The organism is Streptomyces sp. Y7, assembly GCF_043195415.1.
In the GTDB taxonomy this organism is placed as follows: domain Bacteria; phylum Actinomycetota; class Actinomycetes; order Streptomycetales; family Streptomycetaceae; genus Streptomyces.
In genome coordinates, this window is the sequence record NZ_JBIDDQ010000022.1 from 95,018 (window position 1) to 116,378 (window position 21,361).

The following is a 21,361-nucleotide window of genomic DNA, read 5'->3' on the forward strand; positions in this document are numbered from 1 at the left end:
GCCAACTTCCGCCCGTGATAACCGTGTTCTCGTGCTGGGTAGCCACGCCTGTCGTTGAGTAATTGTGGCGGGCAACCGCGAGCAGATGTGCCGCGGTTGTTCCGTGGTCGAGCAGAGCTGCCGGGCTTGCTCTGGAGGTAGCCCGGTCTCCTGATCGGCCCTCCAATGCGGATCCAGCTTGGCCGAGAGCTAGCGGCATCCTGCACAGCCGCAAGGTGCGCGGTTTCCGACCGGCGTTATCCGGTCCGTGCGGCCGACGTGCTAACAATGGCAGAAGTCGCGGCCAGGTCGACGCTCATTGCCGCAGGTGGCGTCGCTGCTGTGCATCGGGATGTGTGGGGCAGTTCTATCCTGCCCCACTACTTCGGTTTCGGCGGGAAGAACCGATGCGGAGGAGCGTTACTGCTCCTGAAGGCTGCGTCCCGTCACCCGCTCGATCAGCTGGACAACCGTGTTGAGGCGCTCGTCGAGAAAGGCATCGTAGTTGTCCTTCGCGAGGCCGCTGTCTGCGTCGCTTCTGATGGCGTGGGAGGAAAGAACGGCTTCCAGCTTCTCCTCTCCGTAAGTAGTGGCCATCTCGCCCAGATAGTGACTGGGTGCTTTGTCTTTTATAATGCGGTTCGTTTCCGCGTCGATCAAGGTTCTGTTGAGGAGTAGCTCGGAGCTTTCTGATGCCTTGATGCGCGCCAAGTAGGCCTTGGGAAATATGTGATGCGAATCTATCTGAACCTCTCCCACCCGGTATGGAGTCATGGCCTGTCCGGTGTGGAAGTCCTCAGCTCGGGTCGTCGCGAGAAGACACATTAGACCGCAGTACAAAGCCTTCCGGCGTACCGAGGCGGAGCGTAGAGTGGATGCGCTCAGTGGAAGCTCCTTCACCGCCTCCGGTGCTTGCCCCTCACCGGTTAGGACCCAATCCTTCAGGCGGGCGTAGTCTGCTCCTGCCTGGCTGTTGGCGCCTTGGTCGTAGTTGGTGGTGAACACGCTGCACCAGAAGAAGCGCTGGAGTCGTGTGTATGCCGGTGCTCGTTCGAGGGGTTCCAATTTCTGAATGTCATTCCATACAGCGCCCATCGGTATTAGCAGCATTCCGTAAGGGAGCCACTTCGGCGCGACCAGTCCGCAATCCGATTGCAACATGTCGATTACGCCGGCCACGCCTTTGATAGCTGCCGACCAGTGCTCGGCGATGTCGGAGGCGGTCAGCTTTTTCAGGACGTCCGACCTCTGGGCCGAACCATAGGATCTCAGGCATACAGTCTGAAGTACGCTGTACGGGTCCACCTTGAAGTCAACCAGGGCCTTATAGTTGTCCTGCGCCTCTATCCAGAGGTCTCGCAGATTGACACCCTGTGGGTAGTAGCGGGCCGTTAGGAGTTCAAATGGCCCCAGTGGCTTTCCGGTTCGATTTAGGGTCTCAAAAATTGTGCATACTGCTTCTATCGGTGTCGTTTCCGGGAGGGTTAGAACCGGGAGGCCATAAGAGCGCAAAGGGACGATGTACTTGTCGCGCATCCTCCTGTACAGGGATTTCAGGTACTTAGCGTTGGAGTTGCCGTCAATGGTTACGCTTCCGTCGACGAAATCATCAAGCCAGTCATCGAAGCTGTTGACATCGGACACGGGGAAATGTGAGCTGCCAAGCAGCTCTTCGTTCTTCTTGAGCTGTCCCCTACTTACGGCTACGGGTACAGATATGATGGCCTTTTCGAAATCAACTTCGTGGAACTCTTTCACGTAGTCCTCGGCCACGTGGACGAATTCGTCGACCTTGAGATAATAGCGTTCGTCGCCCACGCCAGTGAGGGCTTGGTAGAGCGCCGTGAGGCGCTGTTGACCGTCTAGGACGAGTTCCGCAGGCCTTTTATCCCCCAAGTCAGGAGCGCCCTCGAAGCTGCGACTTGCGAAGGTCTCGCCGTCCCCTTGCTTCCAGAGGAGCAGGGTGCCGACTGGGAACTCCGAGATAATCGACTGTATTAGCTCTTCGGTGCGCGTCGCGTCCCAGACGAAGTCCCGCTGGAAGTCAGGAAGTGCAATCTCGCGGCCGTGGATCCGAGTGACCAGGTTCGAGAGCTGTCGAGGAACCGTCTCGAAGATTGGATCCGACTCATAGGCGCTTGTCATGGTGCCACCCCGTGTGATCGATCCTGCCGTCTCTGGGGCAGGTGTCCGTCGATCTTAGTGCTGATGCTGAGCCGGCGTCAGTGAACCGAGAACCAGCGGGTGCGAGGCCGGTTGGGTAGTCAATGCGGCATTTGAGACTCCAAAGGCTGACACTTCATGTGAGGAGGGAGGTTGGTCCTGGCGGGTGCCGTCGGACGTCTTCGTGCTGCCGAAATGAGCGCAGGAGAGGCGGCGTGTGCCCTGCTACCGGCCGCCGTCACCGCTGCTTACAGGGTCGCCGTACAGGTGCAGTAGATCTGGTCTGCAGAGGTGGACTGGCGTCTGCGGGCCGTCTTACGCCAGGAATTCGCCGATCTCCCCTGAGGGACCGGGGCAGAAGTGGGCGCGAGGGTGAGCAGAACAAGCGCGCTATCCACCGGGTACGTCATGGCCCTGCACCGAGGTAGCAGGCGACGAACAGGAGCTGGGTGCGCTGGGGGCGGCCGGAGTCTGGATCGAGGTCCGGTGGAATGCGTTGCTTGGCGTGCTAGTCAACATGTATGAGACGGTGTGCAGTTCGCGCGAAGCGGGAGGTTGGCGGGTTAGGTGGGTGCCGTCAGATGCCGCAGAGTAGGCGTCTCGTAGGGGCGGCGCAGGTGCAAGTGCTCTTCGATGACCTGGAGGTCGCGAGAGATCGGACCGCGAATTGCAGGGTGTGACTCATCACCGTCCCGGTGAATCCAGATGCCTGCCTTGGGCCGACGGTATCTCGCGGCGGTTGCATATGGCTGTGGAGACCGGGCTTTGAATCACGACCCACCCCAGCGTCCATAGGCCCAGTTCCGGATGGGCAGGGAAGCCAGGATGCGAACAGCCACGACAGGGGACTCTTACGCCAAAGCATTCCCCGTCGTCCGTCAGTGACGGAGGGGACCTACCCGCAGGCATGACGGGTGCGCACCAAGGGGAATGCGTCCGCGTGTCTGCGGGCAGTCGAGGGATCGAGCACTTAGGCGGAAGTTAGGCTGGCGGTCGAACCCCATGGCATTCCCCATAAATCTGGCCCGAGGCGCACCAGCACGTCGATGAACGCTGCGGAGGCCAAGCCACCGCCCGCCCCCGGGCCGCCAGTGTCGTCGCGTACTGGGGGAGCAGGGTCGCGTCCTCCGGGGAGGAGAGTTCGGAGGCTGCGAAGGCTTCGTAGGAGGGGACCGTGCCGGTCACGATGCCCAGGTTCGGGGTGCCGGAGGCCGAGAGTTCGCGGAGGGAGCCCTCTATCGTCGTGAGGTGGTCGTTGTGGGAGGGGTACTCCGCCGCCAGGGACGGATACGCGGCCACCAGCTCCGCCAGTTCCTCTGCCGTCCAGTGCAGGACCGCCACCGGGAACGGGCGGGAGAGAGCCTCGCGGTAGGCGCCCAGTTCCGCGCGGAGGCGGGAGATCTCCGCCTCCAGTTCCGCCGGGTTGTCCGAGCCCAGGGACCACACGCGCTTGGGGTCGTGGAGTTCGTCCAGGGAGACCGGCAGCGAGTGGAGGGTGTCCGCGAAGGTGTCCCACTCGTCGTGCGGGGCGCCCAGCATGCGGCGGACCCGGTGACGGCCGAAGAGGAGGGGGTGGGTGGCGTACGGGGGCTCCTGGACGTCGGTCAGGAGGAGGCGTACTCCCTCCGTGAACGTCTCCTGCGCCTGCTCCAGCTCGTCGTGGGCCTCCAGCGCCTCCGCCACGATCACCCACGGTGCCGGGTCCCGGGGGGAGGCCGCCCTGACGCCGTCGATGATCGCGCGGGCCTCCGCCTCGTGGCCGTACTCCCACAGGTTCGAGGCCTTCAGGGCGCGGACCAGGTGGGGGTGCTCCAGAGGCGTCGACGACGACAGCAGGTGGTCGTAGAGCGCGGTCGCGGCGGGGCGGTCGCCGGACAGTTCCAGGTGGGCCGCGGCCCGCAGCAGCAGGGCCTCGGCGTCCTCCGGGTAGAGGCCGGCGGTTCGCTCCAGGCGTGCCGCTTCGGCGGTGTGGTCGACGTTTTCGGCAGGCGTGTCGGGGCGCATGGGGGACACCGTACTGCCCATGGATGGCGGAGCGGAGAACAGAGGGGAGAACAGGGTTCAGATATTGCCTGGTCGAGGCGGCGGAGGCGGGGGTGCCCCGGCCTCCGTCAGCTCTTCGCCAAGCACAGCAGCGTCACGAACGGCATCGGGATCAGCGTCGCCATCGCCAGCCACCTCCCCGGGTGCTTCTCCGACCGGCGGCGCGGGCCCAGGACGTTCACCGCCAGGGCCGTGAGCAGGAGCAGCGTGCCGGTGAGGGCCAGCAGGACCATCACCACGGGGGCGTGGTCGAGGGTGTGGTAGTCGCAGTTCGACAGGGCCCGGTCGGGGGCGAAGCTGTCGCAGTCCGAGGGGAGGTACTCCGTGAGCAGCCAGTACGTCAGGTGGAGCGGGATGACCGCGGGCACTCCGATGGCCAGGTTGGCCAGGGCCGGCGCCAGGAGGGCGCGCATGCCGTGTCCGGTACGGCGCCCGCGTTCATCCGTCTCCTTCGTCCGAGCTGCCTTCGTCATGTGACACACGACGGTCCGTGTACGCCCGTGGTTGCGTCACGGGCGCCGGCTCAGATCACCACGCCGTCGATCTGCAGCGTCTGCACCGACTGCGCCGCGAACGGCACCGCCACCGACTTCCCGCTCAGGTACGTGTTCGCGTACGACCGGTACTGGTCGCCGCCCGTCGTCACCGTGTTCCAGCGCGGGACCAGGCCGCCCGTGCCGCCGGAGACCGTGGTGAAGCGGGAGAGGTCGAAGGTGAGGGTCTGCGGCGAGGTCGAGGTGTTCACCGCGACGATCACCAGGCGGCGGGCCGAGGCGTCGTAGGCCGCCGCCGCGTAGCTCACGCCCGTGTCGAGGATCCGCATGCCGGGGCGGATGTGGCGGGTGAACTGTGCCAGTACGTAGTACTTGGTCTGGATCGTGGTGGGTTGGAGGGTGCTCGCGTCGTAGGCGATCAGTGCCCAGCCCGCCGTCGGGTCCATGACCTGCCAGTAGCACCAGGCCGTCGGGTGCAGCCAGCGGAAGTCGTAGCAGAGGTTGGAGGCCAGGGTGAGGCCGGTGCCGTCGCCGTCGCCGGTCTCGGAGTTCCACAGCTTCTTGCCGGAGGTGGTGACCACGTCCGTGTAGAGGAGGTCGCGGCGGCCGCCCGAGCCCTGGTAGCCGTGCACGTTGACCTGGCTGACCAGGGCCTTCGTGGAGGCGCCGAACGACGCCCACGTCGAGCGGGCCGTGTCGTAGTTCGTCTCGTCGGAGGCCGAGATGCGGACGCCGGACAGACCTCGCTTGTCCAACTCGCTGCGCATGTACGGGAGCACGGCCGCCTGGACCGCCGGGTCCATGTGGCAGCCCTCCTGCGTGCCGGTGGCCGTCCACCAGCTGGAGGCCGGCTCGTTGAACGGGTCGACCGTCGCGAAGTTCACGCCCCAGTTGTTCTTCGCGTACAGGGCCGTCGCCGCCAGGTGCGAGGCGTGCTGGCGGTAGTTCCAGGTCTGGAGGTTGTTGCCGCCGTCCGCCGCGCCGGAGGGGTTGTGGTTGGAACACATCCACCACATGGGGGAGTTGGCGAAGAGTTCCGTGGTCGCGCCGCGTGCCGTCGCCTTCTGGAGCATCGCGCGTTGGTTGGCGTCGGCCGTCCAGTCCCAGGCCGAGGAGGTGGGGTCCTCGTTGTTCCAGTCCTGCCAGAAACCCTCGATCTGCTTGAAGCCGGGGATGTTCGCCGACTCGGCCATCGACTCGCCGTTGACGCTGTTCCAGCTGCACGCACCGAGGTTGTAGCGGGCGATGTTGAGGCCGAGGCCGGGCAGGGTCGTGCCGTTGTAGGTCACCGAGCCGGTGGTGAAGAAGAGGTCGGCGAAGTCGTTCCGGTTGCCGAAGACGTTCGCCCACCAGGCCAGCGAGGTGCCCCAGCCCTCCCAAGTGCCGTACGAGGTGCCGGGGTTGACGGCGACGGTCGCGTCCGCGTGGGCGGTGCCCGTGGCCAGGGCGCCGCCGAGGAACGCGCCGCCTGTCGCCGCCAGCAGAGTTCTGCGTCGGATCATGACTTCTCCGCTTCGCTCAACGGCCGGTGTCGGCGGTGTCGTCGTCGAACCGGCTCCGTGGCCTTGTCCCGTTCATGCCGACACGAAGCATCGGGTGTGACGCGTGGGGTTGTCGAGGGTTCCGACAGCCCTTTCTCAAACCTGTGGAGGAAGTGTTCGGAGGGTCGGACGCACCCCCGGTGCCGACCGGACGCAGGCCGGGCGCGCACGGGTCTGGAGACCTTGCCCCGCGGCACCTATCGTGCGGGCGGTTCCGGTGAAGGAGGCTCGGGATGGGGCGGGTTCGCGTCGTGCGGCACAGCGGGCTGCGGCGGCGCGTGCTGTGGGGTGGTGGCGAGGTGCTCGTCACCGTGGGGGTCGTCCTTCTGCTGCTGGTCGTCCACCAGATGTGGTGGACCAACCGGGAGGCCAGGGCGGGGGCCCGGCGGGAGGTCCGGGCACTGGAGCGGTCCTGGGACGGAGGGGGAGCCCCGGAGTCCCCTACGGCGGTCCCGGCGGCGTCGGACCCGCCGGCGCCCGCGTCCGACGCCGCGTCCGGGCGGTCCGCCGGCGGGGTCCGGCGTCCGGCCGCCGAGGCCGCGCCCGACTGGTCCCGGGCCTACGCCATCCTCACCGTCCCGCGTCTGAACCTGCGCGTCCCCGTCGCCGAGGGCGTCGGCAGGAACGGCGTCCTCAACAAGGGCTACGTCGGCCACTACCCCGGCACCCAGCAGCCGGGCCAGGCGGGCAACTTCGCGCTCGCCGGGCACCGCAACACCCACGGCGAGCCCTTCCGGTACATCAACCGGCTGGAGCCGAAGGACACGGTCCGGGTCGAGACGCGGAGCGCGACGTACACGTACGCCGTCGACCGGACCCTGCGGCAGACCGCCGCCCACGACGGCGGCGTGATCCGGCCGATCCCGCGCTCCGCGGTCGTGCCGGGCCACGGATACGACGAGCCCGGCTACTACCTCACCCTGACGACCTGCACCCCCGAGTACACGTCGAAGTACCGGCTGGTGGTGTGGGGCAAGCTGGTCTCGATGCGGCCCCGCTGAGGGGCGCGCGCCCCTGAGGCCGTCCGCCCATCCGTCCGGCAGTCCGTCCGCCCATCCGTTCGGCAGTCCGTCCGCCCATCCGTCCGGCAGTCCGTCCGCCCCCCGTCTGGCAGCCCGTGCGTCAGGCGGTCCGCTCGCGCAGGGCCACCACGCCCACCGCCGCCAGCAGCGCGAGCCCGGCCGAGACCAGCATCGCGATGTCCGCGCCCCGGGCCAGCCCGCCGCCCGCGGACGTGGCGAGGGCGATGGTCAGGGCCACGCCGGCACACGAGCCGATGTAGCGGAAGGTCTGCTGGGCGCCCGAGCCCATCGCGGCGCGCTGGGGCGGCACGGACTCCACCGACAGCAGCGGCAGCGCGGCGTTGAGCAGGCCGCTGCCGACGCCCGCGATCAGCAGACCGGGAAGCAGCCGGGGCCAGGAGCCCGCGTCGAGCGCGCCCAGCATCGCCAGGGTGCCGCCCGCGTGGAGGACGAACCCGATGGCGAGCTGGATACGGGGTGACACGCGGCCGTTCAGGCGGCGGGCCTGGAGGGCCACGGCGAAGGACAGGCCGGACCACAGCAGGAACAGCCACGCCGTGTCCATCGCGGACAGGCCGAGCGTCTGCTGGAGCAGCGCCGGCAGGAAGCTGAACAGGCCGATCACCGCGAGTCCGGTGAACAGGCCGCCGGTGGAGGACGCGAGGAAACGGGGCCGGCGCAGCAGGTTCAGGTCGATCATCGGAGTCGCCGTGCGGCGCTCCACGGCGACGAAGAGACCGAGCAGGGCGACGGCGGCCAGGAGCAGCAGGCCCACGGGCGCCCGCAGCCAGCCGTCGCGGCCGAGGGTCAGTGCGGCGACCAGGGAGACCAGGGCCAGTCCGAAGGTCACGGCGCCGGCGAGGTCGGGGCGGCCGCCGCGCGGGGCCCGCGACTCCGACAGGGCGCGCGTGGCCAGGGCCGCCACGATCAGCGCGGCGGCGGCGAGGACGCCGTACGACAGGCGCCAGTTCGGTATCGCGCCGGTGACGACCGGGCCCAGGGCGATGCCGCCGCTGACGAAGGCGCCCCATACGCCGGTCGCGCGCAGCCGGCCGCGTGGGTCGGGGAAGGCGTGGACGATCAGGCCGAGACTGCTGGCGAGGAGCGCCGCGCTCGCCGCGCCCTGGGTGACGCGGGCCAGCGTGAACATCCAGGTGTTGGTGGTGAGCGCGCCGAGGGCGGTGGTGACACCCAGGGCGAAGGTGCCGGCGAGGAAGATCCGGCGGCGGCCGTAGTCGTCGGCGAGGCTGCCGGCCACCAGCAGGAGGGCGGCGAGGCCGAGCGGGGTGCCGTTGAGGAGCCAGGCCTGGGCGGAGAGCGGGGTGTGCAGGGCGGCCGCGGTCTGGGGGAGGGAGACCATCGGGGCCGTGTAGGTCATCAGGGCGACGACGGTGGCGGCGCTGGTCAGGCCGAGGGTGGCCCGCCGGTTCGGGGCCGGCTCCGCGGCGGCCACGGGGGCGGACGAGGGAGCGGGCGGGGTCTGCGGAACGGGCGCGGCCTGGGGGGCGGCCGTGGCGGTAGCGACCTCGGGGAGAGTTCGTTCATTGAACCTGGGCATGTGCCCCACCGTAACACCCGCAGGTTCGTTCATTGAACCAAGAAGGTGAAAAGGGTTTACAGTGGACGGCATGGCATTGGGCAAGGACTACGCGACACAGCAGTGCTCGATCGCCCGGGCGCTGGAGATCGTCGGCGAGCGCTGGACGCTGCTCGTCATCCGGGACGCCCTCTACGGCGTGCGCCGCTACAACGACTTCCTCGTCCACCTCGGCATCCCGCGTGCCGTCCTGGCCGCCCGCCTCCAGACGCTCACCGCCGAGGGGATCCTCGAAAAGCGCCGGTACCAGCAGTCGCCGCCGCGCGACGAGTACGTCGTCACCGAGCGCGGCATCGCCCTGTGGCCCACCCTGCGCTCGCTCGGCCTGTGGGGGCGCGAGCACCTCGGCGAGGCCCGGCTGCGCTACTTCCTGCACGCCCAGTGCGGTACCGAACTCGGGCCGTACGGCGAGTGCCCCGCCTGCGCAACCGTCGTACCGGTCGGTGACGTCCTCATGACGCCGGGACCCGGACTCGATCCGGACCCGGCGGATCCGGTCAGCCGCGCGCTGCTGAAGCCGAGGCGGCTGCTGCGGCCCATCGAGGCCGACGGCATCGGCGCGGACGAGGCACCCGAAGGGGCCGGCGGCGCCGGGTCGGCATGACGGATCGTGTATAACGAAAGCAGCTGTGACCACGGCAGCTGTGAACGTCAGGACGCGCGGCGCCGCAAGGAGCCGCACGAGGGGATACGAGGGGAGGGCCGCCGATGATCCGTGTTCCGGTCAGTCTGCGTCCCGCCGCCGCACTCGTGCTGCTCTTCCTGGAGATCACGCTGCTGGACACCGGCAGCCTCTCCGCGACCGTCGCGCTCGCCGCGACCGCCGCCGCCGGCTCCGCGTTCGCCGTCTGCTCCCTGCTCGCCTCGCGCGCCGCGCCCGCCGTGGCGCCGACCCGGGTACGTACGGCCATCCGCGACCGGGCCCGCCGTACGGCCTTCCTCCCGCAACGCGACCCCGACGCCTCGGGCCGGCCACGGCCCAGGGCACCCGGACACGCCCTCCCGGCGACCGTCGCGTAGGGCACGCACTCCAGAGCGCACACCCTGCCGTGTGACCCCGCGCGGGTCGTCATGCCGCCATGCCGTTTCCCGGCATCTCTCCATCCGGCACGACGAGACCCCCGGAGGGCTCACCCATGTCCGTTTTCGCCGACCTAGTTCAGCGGCTCGCCGATCTGCTCGACCCGCTGTTCGGCGCCGGTGCGGCCGCCGCCGCGATCATCCTGTTCACCGCGCTCGTACGCCTGCTCGTGCATCCGCTGTCCCGGGCCGCCGCGCGCGGGCAGAAGGCGCGGGCCGAGCTGCAGCCGAAGATCGCCGAACTGCGCAAGAAGCACGGCAAGAGCCCCGAGAGGCTCCAGCGGGCCGTCATGGAGCTGCACGCAGAGGAGAAGGTGTCGCCGCTGGCGGGGTGCCTGCCCGGACTGTTCCAGCTGCCGGCCTTCTTCGTCCTCTACCACCTCTTCTCCAACACCACGATCGGCGGCCGGGCCAACGAGCTGCTCTCGCACCAGCTCTTCGCCGCGCCCCTGGGCGACCGGTGGGCCGACGCGCTCGGCGACGGCGGGGCGTTCGGGGCGGCGGGACTGGTCTACGTCGCGCTGTTCGTGGTCGTCGCCTGTGTCGCCGCGTTCAACTTCCGCCGTACGAAGCGGATGATGGCCGCCAATCCGGCGGTGCCGGTGGCCGACGGGCCCGTGGTGCCGGGGATGGGCGCGGTGGGGGCCATGACCAAGGTCATGCCGTTCATGTCCTTCTTCACGCTGGTCACCGTGGCGGTCGTGCCGCTGGCCGCCGCCCTGTACGTGGTGACCAGCACCACCTGGAGCGCGGTCGAGCGGGCCGCCCTCTATCGGTAGCCCGGGAGCCTACGGTCCAGTACGTGAACCGGGTATTGCGGACTGGCCGTGGACCTTGGAGGATCGACCAGTCCTCCGATGGCTGCACACATCGGCGGGCGCCCGCGATCGAGGGAGATTGTGATCATGAAGCTGCTGCGAGTCGGTACGGCGGGAGCGGAGCGCCCCGCGCTGCTCGACGCCGAGGGGACCCTGCGGGACCTGTCGGGCGTCGTGCCGGACATCGACGGGCCGCTGCTCGCCGACGACGCCGCGCTCGGCCGGATCAGGGCCGCCGCGGACGCCGGTGAGCTGCCCGCGCTGGACGCGACCGGCCTGCGCGTCGGGCCGCCGCTCGGCCGGATCGGCAAGGTCGTGTGCATCGGGCTGAACTACCACGACCACGCCCGCGAGACCGGCGCCCAGCCGCCCGCCGAGCCGGTCGTCTTCTTCAAGGCCGCGGACACGGTCGTGGGTCCCAACGACACCGTGCTGGTGCCCCGCCGGTCGGTCAAGACGGACTGGGAGGTCGAGCTCGCGGTCGTCATCGGACGTACGGCGCGCTACCTGGAGTCCGCCGAGGAGGCCCTCGCTCATGTCGCCGGGTACGCGGTGGCGCACGACGTGTCCGAGCGGGAGTTCCAGATCGAGCGGGGCGGGACCTGGGACAAGGGCAAGAACTGCGAGACGTTCAACCCGCTGGGCCCCTGGCTGGTGACGGCGGACGAGGTGCCGGACCCGCAGAACCTCTCGCTGAGGCTGTGGGTCAACGGCGAGCTGAAGCAGGACGGCACGACCGCGGAGCAGATCTTCCCGGTCGCCGAGGTCGTGCGGTACGTCAGCCAGTTCATGACGCTGTACCCCGGTGACGTCATCAACACGGGCACCCCGGCGGGCGTGGCGATGGGCCACCCCGAGCCCAAGCCGTATCTGCGGGCCGGGGACGTGGTGGAGCTGGAGATCGAAGGGCTCGGTCGGCAGCGCCAGGAATTCAAGGACGCCTAGAGGGGTGGGGGCTGCGCGTGTACGGCGGGTGCGGCCGTCCGTGGTTGCTCGCGCAGTTCCCCGCGCCCCTGAAAAACAAAAGCAGGGCGTTGCCCTACCGCTTCGCCAGGAAGTGCTCCACCGCCTCCACCACCATCCGGTGGTCCTCCAGCTGGGGCAGTCCGCTCACCGTCACCGACCCGATGACACCGACGCCCTCGACGTTGACGGGGAACGAGCCGCCGTGCGCCGCGTAGGTGTCGGGGTCCAGGCGGGAGGAGTCCTCGAAGGTCGTGCCCTTGGCGCGGAAGCGGGCGCCGACGATGTAGGAGGAGGTGCCGTAGCGCTCCACCACCCGGCGCTTGCGGGCGATCCAGGCGTCGTTGTCCGGCGTGGAGCCGGGCAGCGCCGCGTGGAAGAGCTGCTGGCCGGCCCGGTGGATGTCGATCGCGACCGGGGCCTGGCGCTCGCGGGCCATCTCGACCAGCAGCGAGCCCAGCGCCCAGGCGTCGTCGTGGGTGAACCGGGGGAAGACCAGGCGCCGTTCCTGCGCCTCCAGCTCCGCCAGCGGCGGGGTCAGCTCGGGCTGGAACTTCGGGGTGATCTCCGAACCGTGTGCCTTGCCGTGGGTCACAGCGTCACCGCCACTCCGTCGAGCGCCGAACGGCGCGCCGCTTCCAGTACGTCCAGGGTGGCGGCCGCCTCCAGGGCGGTCACCGGGTTGGGGCCGCCGTCCAGGAGGGCCTTCGCCACGGCCGCGTAGTACGCGGGATAGTCGCCCGGCAGGGTGGGTTCGGCGCGGCCGCCGCCCGTCACGGGGGATTCGCCGGCCCCCACGGTGCCCCACATCTCCTCGGGCTCCACGCCCCATTCCGTGCCGCCGCCGGGCCGCAGCCCCTCGCGCAGCGCCGCCTCCTGCGGGTCGAGGCCGTACTTGACGTAGCCCGCCTTGGAGCCCAGCACCCGGAAACGGGGGCCGAGTTGGGCGGTCGTCGCGGAGGCGTACAGGTGGGAGCGGACGCCGTTCGCGTGCGTGAGCGCGAGGAAGGTGTCGTCGTCGGTCTGCGCGCCGGCGCGGCGCACGACGGCCTCCGCGTACACCTGGGTGACCGGGCCGAACAGCACCAGCGCCTGGTCGACGACGTGGCTGCCGAGGTCGTACAGCAGACCTCCGATCTCTGCCGGGTCGCCGGACTCCCGCCAGCCGCCCTTCAGCTCCGGACGCCAGCGCTCGAAGCGGGACTCGAAGCGCCATACGTCGCCGAGCTCGCCCTCGGCCAGGAGGTGGCGCAGGGTCAGGAAGTCGTTGTCCCAACGGCGGTTCTGGAAGACGGAGAGCAGCAGCCCGCGCTCTTCGGCCAGCGCCGCCAGCTCGCGCGCCTCGGCCGCGGTGCCGGCGATCGGCTTGTCGACGACGACGGGGAGGCCCGCCTCGAGGGCGGCGGTGGCGAGCGGGACGTGCGTCTTGTTGGGGGACGCGATGACGAGCAGGTCGAGGTCGCCGGCGCGGGCCAGCAGCTCGTCGGGCGTGGCGGCGACGCGTACGTCCGGGTGCTCGGTCAGGGCCTGCTTCTGCCGCTCGGGGTTCGAGGTGACCACCGTGTCCAGGGCGAGGCCGTCGGTGGCGGCGATCAGCGGGGCGTGGAAGACGGAGCCTGCCAGGCCGTAGCCGACGAGGCCCACGCGCAGGGGAGGAGCGTTCGTGCCGGGAGTGCCAGTCATGCCGCCTACTTTCGCAACGCTGTTGCCAAAGTGCAAGCGCGGGGGAGAATGGCGGGGTGACGGGTGGCGTGAGCGGGACGGACGACGGTGGCGGCGGGGTCGGTGGAGCTGGTGGCGCCGGTGGAGCCGGCGTTGCGGGCGTTGGCGGTGTGGACGTGGGTGGCGGTGGTGTCAGCGTTTCTGGAAACGGGGGCGTCGGTGGCTCCGGGAGCGGGGGTGTAGGTGGCGGCTCGGCCGGGGGCGTGAATCTGGGCGCCCTGCGCAGTCACAACGCGGCGCTCGTGCTCGACCTGCTGCGCACCGCCGGGCCCGAGGGGATCAGCCGGCTCGAACTCGCCGAGCGCACCGGCCTCACCCCACAGGCCGTCAGCAAGATCACCGCCCGGCTGCGCGAGGAAGGGCTCGCGGCGGAGGCGGGGCGGCGGGCCTCGACCGGGGGCAAGCCGCGCACGGTGCTGCGGCTGGTGCCGGAGGCCGGGCACGCGGTCGGGGCGCACCTGGACCGCGACGAGCTGACGGCCGTGCTCTGCGATCTGACCGGCGCCGTGGTGGCACGCCGCAGCGCCCCGCTGGATCTGGGGGCCGGTGCCGGGACGGTCGTCGAGCGGGCGGTGCGCGAGGTGACGGAGCTGGCGGGCGAGGCGGGCCGGCCCGGTGCGGTGCTCGGCGTCGGCGTGGCGCTGCCCGGTCCGCTGGACCACCGCCGCGGGGTGCTGCACCGGGTCACCGGGTTCCCGGAGTGGAACGGCTTCCCGCTGCGGGACGTGCTCGCGCGGCGGCTCTCGCTGCCGGTCGTCGTCGACAAGGACACCAACGCCGCGGCACTCGGGCTGGCGGTCGGGGGCGAGGCCGGGTCCCTCGCGTCCTTCGCGTATCTGCACTTCGGTGCGGGGCTGGGCGGGGCGCTCGTGATCGGGGGAGCGGTGCACCGGGGTGCCCGCACCGGGGCCGGGGAGTTCGGGCACCAGGTGGTGCAACTGGACGGGCCGCCCTGCGGGTGCGGCAACCGCGGCTGCGTGGAGGCGCTGTGCCTGGCGGCCGTGGCGCGGGGCGACGCGGCGGAGGCGGCACGCGTGCTCGGTACGGCGGCCGGCAACCTGGTCGCCCTGCTGGACGTCGACCTCGTCCTGCTCGGCGGCCGCACGGTCGCCACCGCGCCCGAGACCTTCGTACGAGGAGTCACCGCGGTCCTCACCGAACGCGCCGGCCGCGCGGGCGAGGACCCGGTACCGGTACGGGTCGCCTCCGGCGGGGGCGGCGGGGTGGCCGAGGGCGCCGCCCAACTCCTGCTGGCACCGCTGTTCGGACGGGCGGAAGGGTGAGGTCGGGAACCGACGTCGGACGGGTACGCCGAGGTGCTGCGCCGATCGAAGGGAGTTGCGGGCGGGTGAGGACGGGAACCGAGGTTGGACGGGTGTGCCCAGGTGCCCCTCTGATGGAGGGGAGTTGCGGCGCCGCCGTTCGGGCGGGCGGTGAGGCTGGTCAGTGCGCGGCGGCGGGCGTGCGCTGATCGAGGGGACTTGTGGTGCCGTACGGAATGGCTCCACCCCGAACCCGCCTCCACCCGGCAGGGTCATGTGATGATGCGACTGCACTCATCTGTCCCCCTCTGCCTCGCAGCAGCCGCCCTCCTCACCGCGGCGTCTCCGGTCTCGGCCGAGCCGTCCGCCCCGCTTCCCAGTTGTGCCGGGGGCGACGGGGAATTCCCCCTCAGCACCCGCCTGCACGGCGGTCCCCCCTCCTACGTGGCCGGCGGCGGGTTCGGCACCTGGTATCTGGACCTCAGGAACACCACCGGCCGGACCTGCACCGGCATCCACCCGGTCGTCGTCCTGGTCGACGGCGAGCGGGCGCTCGAGCCGTCCCAGCCGAGGCTGGAGTTCTACGGCGGCCCGGCCGGCGCCCGCCCGCACGCCGTCCGCTTCGAGACCACCGACCAGGACGAACTCGTCGGCGCCTTCGACGGTTTCGACGGCTTCACCGTCGGCCCCCGCAAGACCGTCACCGTGAAGATCCGGCTGGCGGTCACCTCCGACGCCGTACCGAACCAGGTCACCGCCAACGCGGCTGTCGTCCAGCGGCACGAGGGCGACGGCGACTGGGTCGGCCAGTCCAACGACTACCGCTTCCGGATCGAGGCCGACGCCACGGGCGCCCCCGACGCGGAGGACCGGTCCGACGCCTCCGCACAGATCCGCCCCGCCGACCCGTCCTACCAGGACGCCTCCGCCCGCCCGGACGGCTCCGCCTCGCCCGGCACCGCCCCGGCCGAGAGCGGGCTCACCCTCGCCGACGAACTCGCCCGCACCGGCCTGGCCTCGGCCCCCGGGGTCACCCTCGTCGCCACCCTGGTCCTGCTGCTGACCGGCGCCGGCCTCATGGTCGTCCGCAGACGCCGCTGAGGCCCGGCCCCGCCTCCTGGCCGGGCTCCCGCAGGGCCGCCGGGAGGCGCCGACCCGGCGGCCCGCCCCGTCTGCGACGATCCCTGCGTGGACTACCCGAACGACCAGGCCCCCGGCGCCCCCGTGCGCCAGGGCATCCCGGAGCACGGCCGCATTCCGAAGTACTACGCGGTCAAGGCCCGGCTCGACCACCTCATCGGCCAACTCGGCGAGGGCGACCCGCTGCCCACCGAGCGCGACCTGTCCGAGGAGTACGAGGTCGCCCGCGAGACCGTCCGGCAGGCGATCCGCGAACTCGTGCTGGAGGGGAAACTGCGGCGGCAGGGCCGGGGCACGGTCGTCGCCGGGCCCAAGCTCGAACAGCCCCTCTCCCTCGCCAGCTACACCGAGGGCGTCCGCCGGCAGGGGCGCACCCCCGGCCGAACCCTCGTCACCCTCGACCGCTTCCCCTGCCCCGCCGCCCTCGCCGCCGAGGCCGGTCTCGAACGCGGCGAACCCGTCTGGCACCTGGAGCGCGTCCTGCTCGCCGACGACGAGCGGGTCGGCCTGGAGAGCACGTATGTCGCCGTGTCCCGGGTGCCGCGCCTGGACGTGGACTTCGACCCCGACTCCTCCTTCTACGCCTTCCTCCACGAGCAGGGCATCGGTTTCGGCGACGCGGACGAGCGCATCGAGACCGTCCTGGCCACCCCGCGCGAGGCGCTGCTCATCGGCACCCCGCCGGCCCTGCCGATGCTGCTGATCCACCGTGTCTCACGGGACACCGAAGGTCTGCCGCTGGAGCGGGTGCGGACGCTGTACCGAGGTGACCGCTTCTCCTTCTCCGCTCATCTCAGCGGCTGACTCGACGGCTGTTTCGGCGACCGGAAGGTCCAGAAATCAACACTTTCGACCCTCCGTTGAATGTCACGAACAGATAACGGGTCTAGCCCAAACGTGATAGCCAGTTCACGCTCTCGTTGTCAGCCGGACCCTTCCGGTTACCCGATCCCGAGGAGCGTTGCCGTCGTGAGAGTGATAGTCGTCGGAGCCGGCGTGGTGGGCACCATGCACGCCTGGCAAGCAGTGGAACGCGGCCATGAGGTCGTACAGATCGAGCGCGAGGCGGAGGCTCGCGGCGCGTCGTTGCGCAACTTCGGACAGATCTGGGTGAGCGGACGCGCGGGCGGCGAGGAACTGGCCACCGCCCTGCGGGCCCGGGAGCTGTGGGAGGGGATCGGGGCCCGCGTGCCGGGACTCGGCTTCCGGCCGAACGGCTCCCTGACCCCCGTCCGCGGCGACCTGGAGCTGGCCGTCGCCGAGGCCGCCGTGGCCCGCGAGGACGCCGCGGCGCGCGGCCACAAGCTGCTGACCCCCGACGAGGCACGGGCCCTGAACCCCGCCCTGCGCGGCGAGTTCACCGCGGCCCTGTACTGCGAGCGCGACGCCGCCGTCGAGCCGCGCACCGCGCAGCTCGCCCTGCGCGAGGAGCTCCTGAAGTCCCCGAACTACACGTTCCTGCCGGGCCGCGAGGTCCGCGAGGTCATCGGCACGAGCGCCGTCCGTGACGACCACGGCGACGTGCACGGCGGCGACGTCGTCGTGCTGTGCACCGGCGCCTGGCTCGGCGGCCTGGTCCGCGAGCTGGCCGGCCCCGACCTGCCGGTGCGCCGCGTGCGCCTGCAGATGATGCAGACCGACCCGCTCGGCGAACCGCTGACCACCTCGGTCGCCGACGCCGACAGCTTCCGCTACTACCCGGCCTACGCCTCCGGCGCGCTCGACGCCCTGAACGCCGGCCAGGCGCAGGCGGAGACCGCCGCGGCCCACAAGATGCAGCTGCTGATGGTGCAGCGCGCCGACGGCGGGCTGACCATCGGCGACACCCACGAGTACGAGCACCCCTTCGCCTTCGACACCGTCGAGGACCCCTACGACCACCTCACCGAGGTCGTCGAGTCCCTCCTCGGCCGCCCGCTGCCGAAGGTCCGGCGCCGCTGGGCCGGGGTGTACGCGCAGTGCACCGACACCACGCGGGTGGTGCACCGGCAGCAGGTGCGGGACGGGGTGTGGCTGGTCACCGGGCCCGGCGGGCGCGGCATGACCTGCTCGCCCGCGATAGCCGAGACGACCGCGAACGAACTGGGTTGGTGAGGAACATGACGAACAATCAGCAGACGCGCCTGGTCGTGCTCGACATGGCCGGTACCACCGTCGCCGACGGCGGCCTGGTCGAGCGGGCCTTCGCGGCGGCCGCCGGGGAACTGGGCGTCGAGCCCGGCACCCCCGACCACGCCGACAAGCTCGCCTACGTGCGCGCCACCATGGGCGAGTCCAAGATCTCCGTCTTCCGGCACCTGTTCGGCGACGAGGAGCGGGCGCAGCGCGCCAACGCCGCCTTCGAGAAGGCGTACGGCGAACTCGTCGACGGCGGGCTCGTCGCGCCGATCCCGGGCGCCCGCGAGGCCATCGAGGAACTCCAGGCCGGCGGCCGCAGCGTCGTCCTGTCCACCGGTTTCGCCCGCGTCACCCAGGACGCGATCCTCGGCGCGCTCGGCTGGCGGGACCTGGTCCCGCTCACCCTGTGCCCCGCCGACGCCGGAGGCCGGGGGCGCCCGTACCCCGACATGGTCCTCACCGCGCTCCTGCGGACGGCCGCCGCCGACGACGTCCGGGAGATCGCCGTGGTCGGCGACACCTCCTACGACATGCTCAGCGGCGTCCGCGCGGGCGCGGGCCTCGTCGCCGGGGTGCTGACCGGCGCGCACCGGGCGGACGCGCTGCGGGCGGCCGGGGCCACCCATGTGCTGGACAGCGTCGCGCAGTTGCCGGGCGTGATCACATGACCGGCATCCGCTTCGACTCGGTGACGGTCGCCTACGACGGCAACGTCGTCCTCGACTCGCTCGACCTCACCGTCGAGCCCGGCGAGGTCATGGCGCTGCTCGGGCCGTCCGGATCCGGCAAGACCACCGCGCTGCGGGCGGTCGCCGGGTTCGTACGGCCCGCCTCCGGGCGGGTGTCCCTCGGCGGGCAGGACGTCACCGACCTGCCGCCCTACCGGCGCGGCATCGGCATGGTCGTCCAGCAGTACGCCCTGTTCCCGCACATGCGGGTCGAGGAGAACGTCGCCTTCGGACTGAAGGCGCAGAAGACCCCCAAGGTCACCAAGGCCGAGATCCGCACCCGGGTCGCCGAGGCCCTGGAGATGACCGGCATGGCCGGCTACGCCCGCCGCTACCCGCGCGAGCTCTCCGGCGGCCAGCAGCAGCGCGTCGCCATCGCCCGCGCGCTCGCCATCCGCCCCGGCGTCCTGCTCCTCGACGAGCCGCTCTCCGCGCTCGACGCCCGGCTGCGCTCCGGAATGCTGGCCGAACTGGCCCGCCTGCACCGCGAGTTGCCCGATGTGACGATGCTCTACGTCACCCACGACCAGGTCGAGGCGCTCACCCTCGCCGACCGGATCGCGGTGATGGACAGCGCCCGGCTCCAGGCCTGCGGCACCCCGCGCGAGCTGTACCGGTCGCCGGCCAACGAGTTCACCGCGTCCTTCGTCGGCAACGCCAACCTGCTGCCGGTGACGGTCGGTTCGGGCGGCGTCGCCTTCGGGGGCGGCGAACTGAAGGTGGACACGGAGGGCGCGGCGCCGGGCGCGAAGGCGACGCTCTGCGTACGGCCCCACCTCGTCGGCCTCGGGGACGGGCCCAATCGGCTCGCCGGGACCGTGACGGAGATCCAGTGGCGTGGTTCCACGCACCGGCTGTACGTCGAGGTCGACGGGCACCGGGTCATCGCGGACCTGCGGGAACTGAGGGATCCGCCGGCCCACGGTGATGAGGTGACGCTGCACTTCGCCCCCGATGACGCGACGCTGCTGGCCGCAGGAGTGGGCCATGACTGAGGTCGTTCGTCGGCTGCGGGTGCGTCGTGGCTTGGCGCGCAGTTCCCCGCGCCCCTGGGTGGGTGCCCTCCCGCCGGTCGTCCTGCTCGCCCTTGTCTTCCTTTACCCCCTCGCCCTCGTCGTCCAGCAATCCTTCCAGCCCGACACCGGCGGCACGTCCCTCCAGCCGTACGCCGACGTCTTCGCCTCCGACTCGTTCCGTGAGGCGCTGTGGACCACCGTCTGGCTGGCGGCCGGATCGACCGCCGGATGTCTGGTCCTCGGATTCCTGGTCGCGCTCGTCATCGCCTTCGTGCCCTTCCCCGGGGCACGGGCGGTGGCCCGGTTCATCGACGTCTTCCTGTCCTTCCCGTCCTTCCTGATCACGCTGGCCCTGCTGTTCATCTACGGCACGGTCGGCATGGCCAACGGCCTGTGGACCGACGTCACCGGCGCCCAGGACGGCCCCTTCCAGTTCCTGACCACCCCCTGGGGCGTGCTGCTGGCCGAGATCACCTACTTCACGCCCTTCGTCGTACGACCGCTGCTCGCGGCCTTCTCCCAGCTGGACACCGCCCAGCTGGAGGCGGCCAGTTCGCTGGGCGCCCGCCCTCTGCGGATCGTGCGCCGGGTGATCCTGCCCGAGGCGCTGCCCGCCCTCGCCGCGGGCGGCAGCCTCGTGCTGGTCCTGTGCCTCAACGAGTTCGGGATCGTCCTGTTCACCGGCGCGAAAGGCGTCACGACCCTGCCGATGCGCGTCTACAGCAAGGCGATCCTGGAGTCCGACTACCCGGGCGCCTGTGTGGTCGCCGTCGTCAACGTCCTGATCTCCGTGGGCCTGTACGGCCTCTACCGGGTGGTGAGCCGCCGTGCTGGTGCATAGCCGCGGGGCCAGGTGGGCCGTCTGGGCCCTGTTCCTCGTCCTCTTCCTGCCCCTGTTCGCCCTGCCGCTGCTCGTCGTCCTCGGCGCCTCCTTCGCCACCAACTGGTCGAGCGTGCTGCCCTCCGGCTTCACCACCGGGCACTACCAGACCGCCACCCGCGGCGAGGCCCTCCAGGCCCTCACCACCAGCCTGGTCACGGCCGCCGCCGCGAGCCTGCTCGCGCTGGTCGCCGGCACCTGGGCCGCCCTCGCGGCGGCGGCGCTGAAGAAGCGGCACCGCCGGGTCATGGACGCGCTCTTCGTCCTGCCGCTCGCCGTGCCCTCGGTCGTCGTCGGCCTCGCCATCCTGGTCGCGTTCTCCGAGCCGCCGTTCCTGCTCAACGGCACCCGCTGGATCGTGATCCTCGCCCACACCGTCCTGGTCACCGCCTTCGCCCACCAGTCCGTGTCCGCCGCCCTCACCCGCCTCGACCCCGCCTACGAACAGGCCGCCGCCTCCCTCGGCGCCCGGCCCGCGTACGTCCTGTGGCGGGTCAGGCTCCCCCTGCTGCTGCCGTCGCTCACGGCGGCCGCCGGCCTCTGCTTCGCCCTGTCCATGGGCGAGTTGAGCGCCACGATGATGCTCTACCCGCCCGACTGGACCCCGCTGCCCGTCCTGATCTACGCGGCCACCGACCGCGGCGCCCTCTTCGCCGGCTCCGCCCTCGCGGTGGTCCTCATGGCGGCGACGCTGCTCGCCCTGTTCGCCGTCTCCCGGCTCCGCACCAGAGCCTCCTACCGCTGACCCACGGCTGCTCCCGCCGGCCCCGGCACCGCACGCAAAAACCCTCAACG

At 70.9% G+C, this 21,361-nt stretch carries 20 protein-coding genes; 13 read left to right on the plus strand and 7 right to left on the minus strand.

Features of this window, described 5'->3' with window-relative positions:
• Positions 1–399: 399 nt before the first annotated feature.
• The 4 genes from ACGFW6_RS35400 to ACGFW6_RS35415 form a co-directional block, all read right to left on the minus strand.
• On the minus strand, positions 400–2,124 hold the full coding sequence (locus tag ACGFW6_RS35400; protein ID WP_393519405.1) for a DUF262 domain-containing protein: 1,725 nt from the start codon (positions 2,122–2,124) through the stop codon (positions 400–402).
• A gap of 999 nt (positions 2,125–3,123) precedes the next feature.
• The gene (locus ACGFW6_RS35405) at positions 3,124–4,146 is read right to left on the minus strand and encodes an SEC-C domain-containing protein (RefSeq protein ID WP_393519408.1); all 1,023 of its coding nucleotides are present in this window, start codon (positions 4,144–4,146) and stop codon (positions 3,124–3,126) included.
• A 107-nt stretch (positions 4,147–4,253) separates the two neighbouring features.
• Positions 4,254–4,658, minus strand: a complete 405-nt coding sequence (locus ACGFW6_RS35410; RefSeq protein WP_393519411.1) for a hypothetical protein — start codon at positions 4,656–4,658, stop codon at positions 4,254–4,256.
• Positions 4,659–4,708: 50 nt separating this feature from the next.
• Positions 4,709–6,181: a glycoside hydrolase gene (locus ACGFW6_RS35415; RefSeq protein ID WP_393519414.1), complete on the minus strand. Its 1,473-nt coding sequence runs from the start codon at positions 6,179–6,181 to the stop codon at positions 4,709–4,711.
• Between the two features lie 272 nt (positions 6,182–6,453).
• Between ACGFW6_RS35415 and ACGFW6_RS35420 the strand changes: the two genes are divergently transcribed.
• Positions 6,454–7,221 carry a class E sortase gene (locus ACGFW6_RS35420; protein ID WP_393519417.1) on the plus strand — a complete coding sequence of 256 codons (768 nt, stop codon included), beginning with the start codon at positions 6,454–6,456 and terminating at the stop codon, positions 7,219–7,221.
• A gap of 121 nt (positions 7,222–7,342) precedes the next feature.
• On the opposite strand, the gene ACGFW6_RS35425 is transcribed toward ACGFW6_RS35420, so the two are convergent.
• Positions 7,343–8,800, minus strand: a complete 1,458-nt coding sequence (locus tag ACGFW6_RS35425) for an MFS transporter (protein WP_393519420.1) — start codon at positions 8,798–8,800, stop codon at positions 7,343–7,345.
• Positions 8,801–8,870: 70 nt separating this feature from the next.
• On the opposite strand from ACGFW6_RS35425, the gene ACGFW6_RS35430 reads away from it, so the two are divergent.
• From ACGFW6_RS35430 to ACGFW6_RS35445, 4 genes are all read left to right on the plus strand, one after another.
• Entirely contained in the window at positions 8,871–9,443 is a 573-nt protein-coding gene (locus ACGFW6_RS35430; RefSeq protein WP_393519423.1) for a winged helix-turn-helix transcriptional regulator, read from the plus strand.
• A gap of 104 nt (positions 9,444–9,547) precedes the next feature.
• Complete coding sequence (locus tag ACGFW6_RS35435; RefSeq protein WP_393519426.1) at positions 9,548–9,859, plus strand: DUF6412 domain-containing protein; 312 nt, start codon at positions 9,548–9,550, stop codon at positions 9,857–9,859.
• Between the two features lie 116 nt (positions 9,860–9,975).
• Complete coding sequence (locus ACGFW6_RS35440; protein WP_393519429.1) at positions 9,976–10,698, plus strand: YidC/Oxa1 family membrane protein insertase; 723 nt, start codon at positions 9,976–9,978, stop codon at positions 10,696–10,698.
• 126 nt (positions 10,699–10,824) lie between these two features.
• Positions 10,825–11,682, plus strand: coding sequence for a fumarylacetoacetate hydrolase family protein (locus ACGFW6_RS35445; protein WP_393519432.1), 858 nt, complete (start codon positions 10,825–10,827; stop codon positions 11,680–11,682).
• A 94-nt stretch (positions 11,683–11,776) separates the two neighbouring features.
• Here the strand turns inward: ACGFW6_RS35445 and ACGFW6_RS35450 are convergent, their stop codons facing one another.
• Together ACGFW6_RS35450 and ACGFW6_RS35455 are read right to left on the minus strand one after the other, a co-directional pair.
• Entirely contained in the window at positions 11,777–12,295 is a 519-nt protein-coding gene (locus ACGFW6_RS35450) for a heme-degrading domain-containing protein (RefSeq protein WP_393519435.1), read from the minus strand.
• The gene (locus ACGFW6_RS35455; RefSeq protein ID WP_393519438.1) at positions 12,292–13,383 is read right to left on the minus strand and encodes a Gfo/Idh/MocA family oxidoreductase; all 1,092 of its coding nucleotides are present in this window, start codon (positions 13,381–13,383) and stop codon (positions 12,292–12,294) included. Before ACGFW6_RS35455 ends, ACGFW6_RS35450 begins: the two co-directional genes overlap by 4 nt.
• Before the next feature lie 68 nt (positions 13,384–13,451).
• Between ACGFW6_RS35455 and ACGFW6_RS35460 the strand changes: the two genes are divergently transcribed.
• From ACGFW6_RS35460 to ACGFW6_RS35495, 8 genes are all read left to right on the plus strand, one after another.
• Positions 13,452–14,705, plus strand: coding sequence for an ROK family protein (locus ACGFW6_RS35460; RefSeq protein WP_393519441.1), 1,254 nt, complete (start codon positions 13,452–13,454; stop codon positions 14,703–14,705).
• Between the two features lie 255 nt (positions 14,706–14,960).
• On the plus strand, positions 14,961–15,785 hold the full coding sequence (locus tag ACGFW6_RS35465; protein ID WP_393519443.1) for a hypothetical protein: 825 nt from the start codon (positions 14,961–14,963) through the stop codon (positions 15,783–15,785).
• Between the two features lie 87 nt (positions 15,786–15,872).
• A complete protein-coding gene (locus ACGFW6_RS35470; RefSeq protein ID WP_393519446.1) occupies positions 15,873–16,628 on the plus strand; it encodes a GntR family transcriptional regulator in 756 nt (251 codons plus the stop codon).
• Between the two features lie 165 nt (positions 16,629–16,793).
• Positions 16,794–17,918 carry a TIGR03364 family FAD-dependent oxidoreductase gene (locus tag ACGFW6_RS35475; protein ID WP_393519449.1) on the plus strand — a complete coding sequence of 375 codons (1,125 nt, stop codon included), beginning with the start codon at positions 16,794–16,796 and terminating at the stop codon, positions 17,916–17,918.
• A 5-nt stretch (positions 17,919–17,923) separates the two neighbouring features.
• Positions 17,924–18,610 (plus strand): phosphonatase-like hydrolase, encoded by a 687-nt coding sequence (locus ACGFW6_RS35480; protein ID WP_393519452.1) that lies wholly within the window; start codon positions 17,924–17,926, stop codon positions 18,608–18,610.
• Positions 18,607–19,665 (plus strand): ABC transporter ATP-binding protein, encoded by a 1,059-nt coding sequence (locus ACGFW6_RS35485; protein WP_393519455.1) that lies wholly within the window; start codon positions 18,607–18,609, stop codon positions 19,663–19,665. The genes ACGFW6_RS35480 and ACGFW6_RS35485 overlap by 4 nt, the downstream gene beginning before the upstream one ends.
• Positions 19,658–20,527 (plus strand): 2-aminoethylphosphonate ABC transporter permease subunit, encoded by an 870-nt coding sequence (locus ACGFW6_RS35490; protein WP_393519458.1) that lies wholly within the window; start codon positions 19,658–19,660, stop codon positions 20,525–20,527. Before ACGFW6_RS35485 ends, ACGFW6_RS35490 begins: the two co-directional genes overlap by 8 nt.
• Positions 20,514–21,311: an ABC transporter permease gene (locus tag ACGFW6_RS35495; RefSeq protein ID WP_393519461.1), complete on the plus strand. Its 798-nt coding sequence runs from the start codon at positions 20,514–20,516 to the stop codon at positions 21,309–21,311. Before ACGFW6_RS35490 ends, ACGFW6_RS35495 begins: the two co-directional genes overlap by 14 nt.
• Positions 21,312–21,361 lie beyond the last annotated feature (50 nt).

Excerpts from the sequence above, each read along its gene's own strand:
- ACGFW6_RS35400 (WP_393519405.1), bottom strand. The coding sequence starts at position 2,124 with ATGACAAGCGCCTATGAGTCGGATCCAATCTTCGAGACGGTTCCTCGA.
- ACGFW6_RS35405 (WP_393519408.1), bottom strand. The coding sequence starts at position 4,146 with ATGCGCCCCGACACGCCTGCCGAAAACGTCGACCACACCGCCGAAGCG.
- ACGFW6_RS35410 (WP_393519411.1), bottom strand. The coding sequence starts at position 4,658 with ATGACGAAGGCAGCTCGGACGAAGGAGACGGATGAACGCGGGCGCCGT.
- ACGFW6_RS35415 (WP_393519414.1), bottom strand. The coding sequence starts at position 6,181 with ATGATCCGACGCAGAACTCTGCTGGCGGCGACAGGCGGCGCGTTCCTC.
- ACGFW6_RS35420 (WP_393519417.1), top strand. The coding sequence starts at position 6,454 with ATGGGGCGGGTTCGCGTCGTGCGGCACAGCGGGCTGCGGCGGCGCGTG.
- ACGFW6_RS35425 (WP_393519420.1), bottom strand. The coding sequence starts at position 8,800 with ATGCCCAGGTTCAATGAACGAACTCTCCCCGAGGTCGCTACCGCCACG.
- ACGFW6_RS35430 (WP_393519423.1), top strand. The coding sequence starts at position 8,871 with ATGGCATTGGGCAAGGACTACGCGACACAGCAGTGCTCGATCGCCCGG.
- ACGFW6_RS35435 (WP_393519426.1), top strand. The coding sequence starts at position 9,548 with ATGATCCGTGTTCCGGTCAGTCTGCGTCCCGCCGCCGCACTCGTGCTG.
- ACGFW6_RS35440 (WP_393519429.1), top strand. The coding sequence starts at position 9,976 with ATGTCCGTTTTCGCCGACCTAGTTCAGCGGCTCGCCGATCTGCTCGAC.
- ACGFW6_RS35445 (WP_393519432.1), top strand. The coding sequence starts at position 10,825 with ATGAAGCTGCTGCGAGTCGGTACGGCGGGAGCGGAGCGCCCCGCGCTG.
- ACGFW6_RS35455 (WP_393519438.1), bottom strand. The coding sequence starts at position 13,383 with ATGACTGGCACTCCCGGCACGAACGCTCCTCCCCTGCGCGTGGGCCTC.
- ACGFW6_RS35480 (WP_393519452.1), top strand. The coding sequence starts at position 17,924 with ATGACGAACAATCAGCAGACGCGCCTGGTCGTGCTCGACATGGCCGGT.
- ACGFW6_RS35485 (WP_393519455.1), top strand. The coding sequence starts at position 18,607 with ATGACCGGCATCCGCTTCGACTCGGTGACGGTCGCCTACGACGGCAAC.
- ACGFW6_RS35490 (WP_393519458.1), top strand. The coding sequence starts at position 19,658 with ATGACTGAGGTCGTTCGTCGGCTGCGGGTGCGTCGTGGCTTGGCGCGC.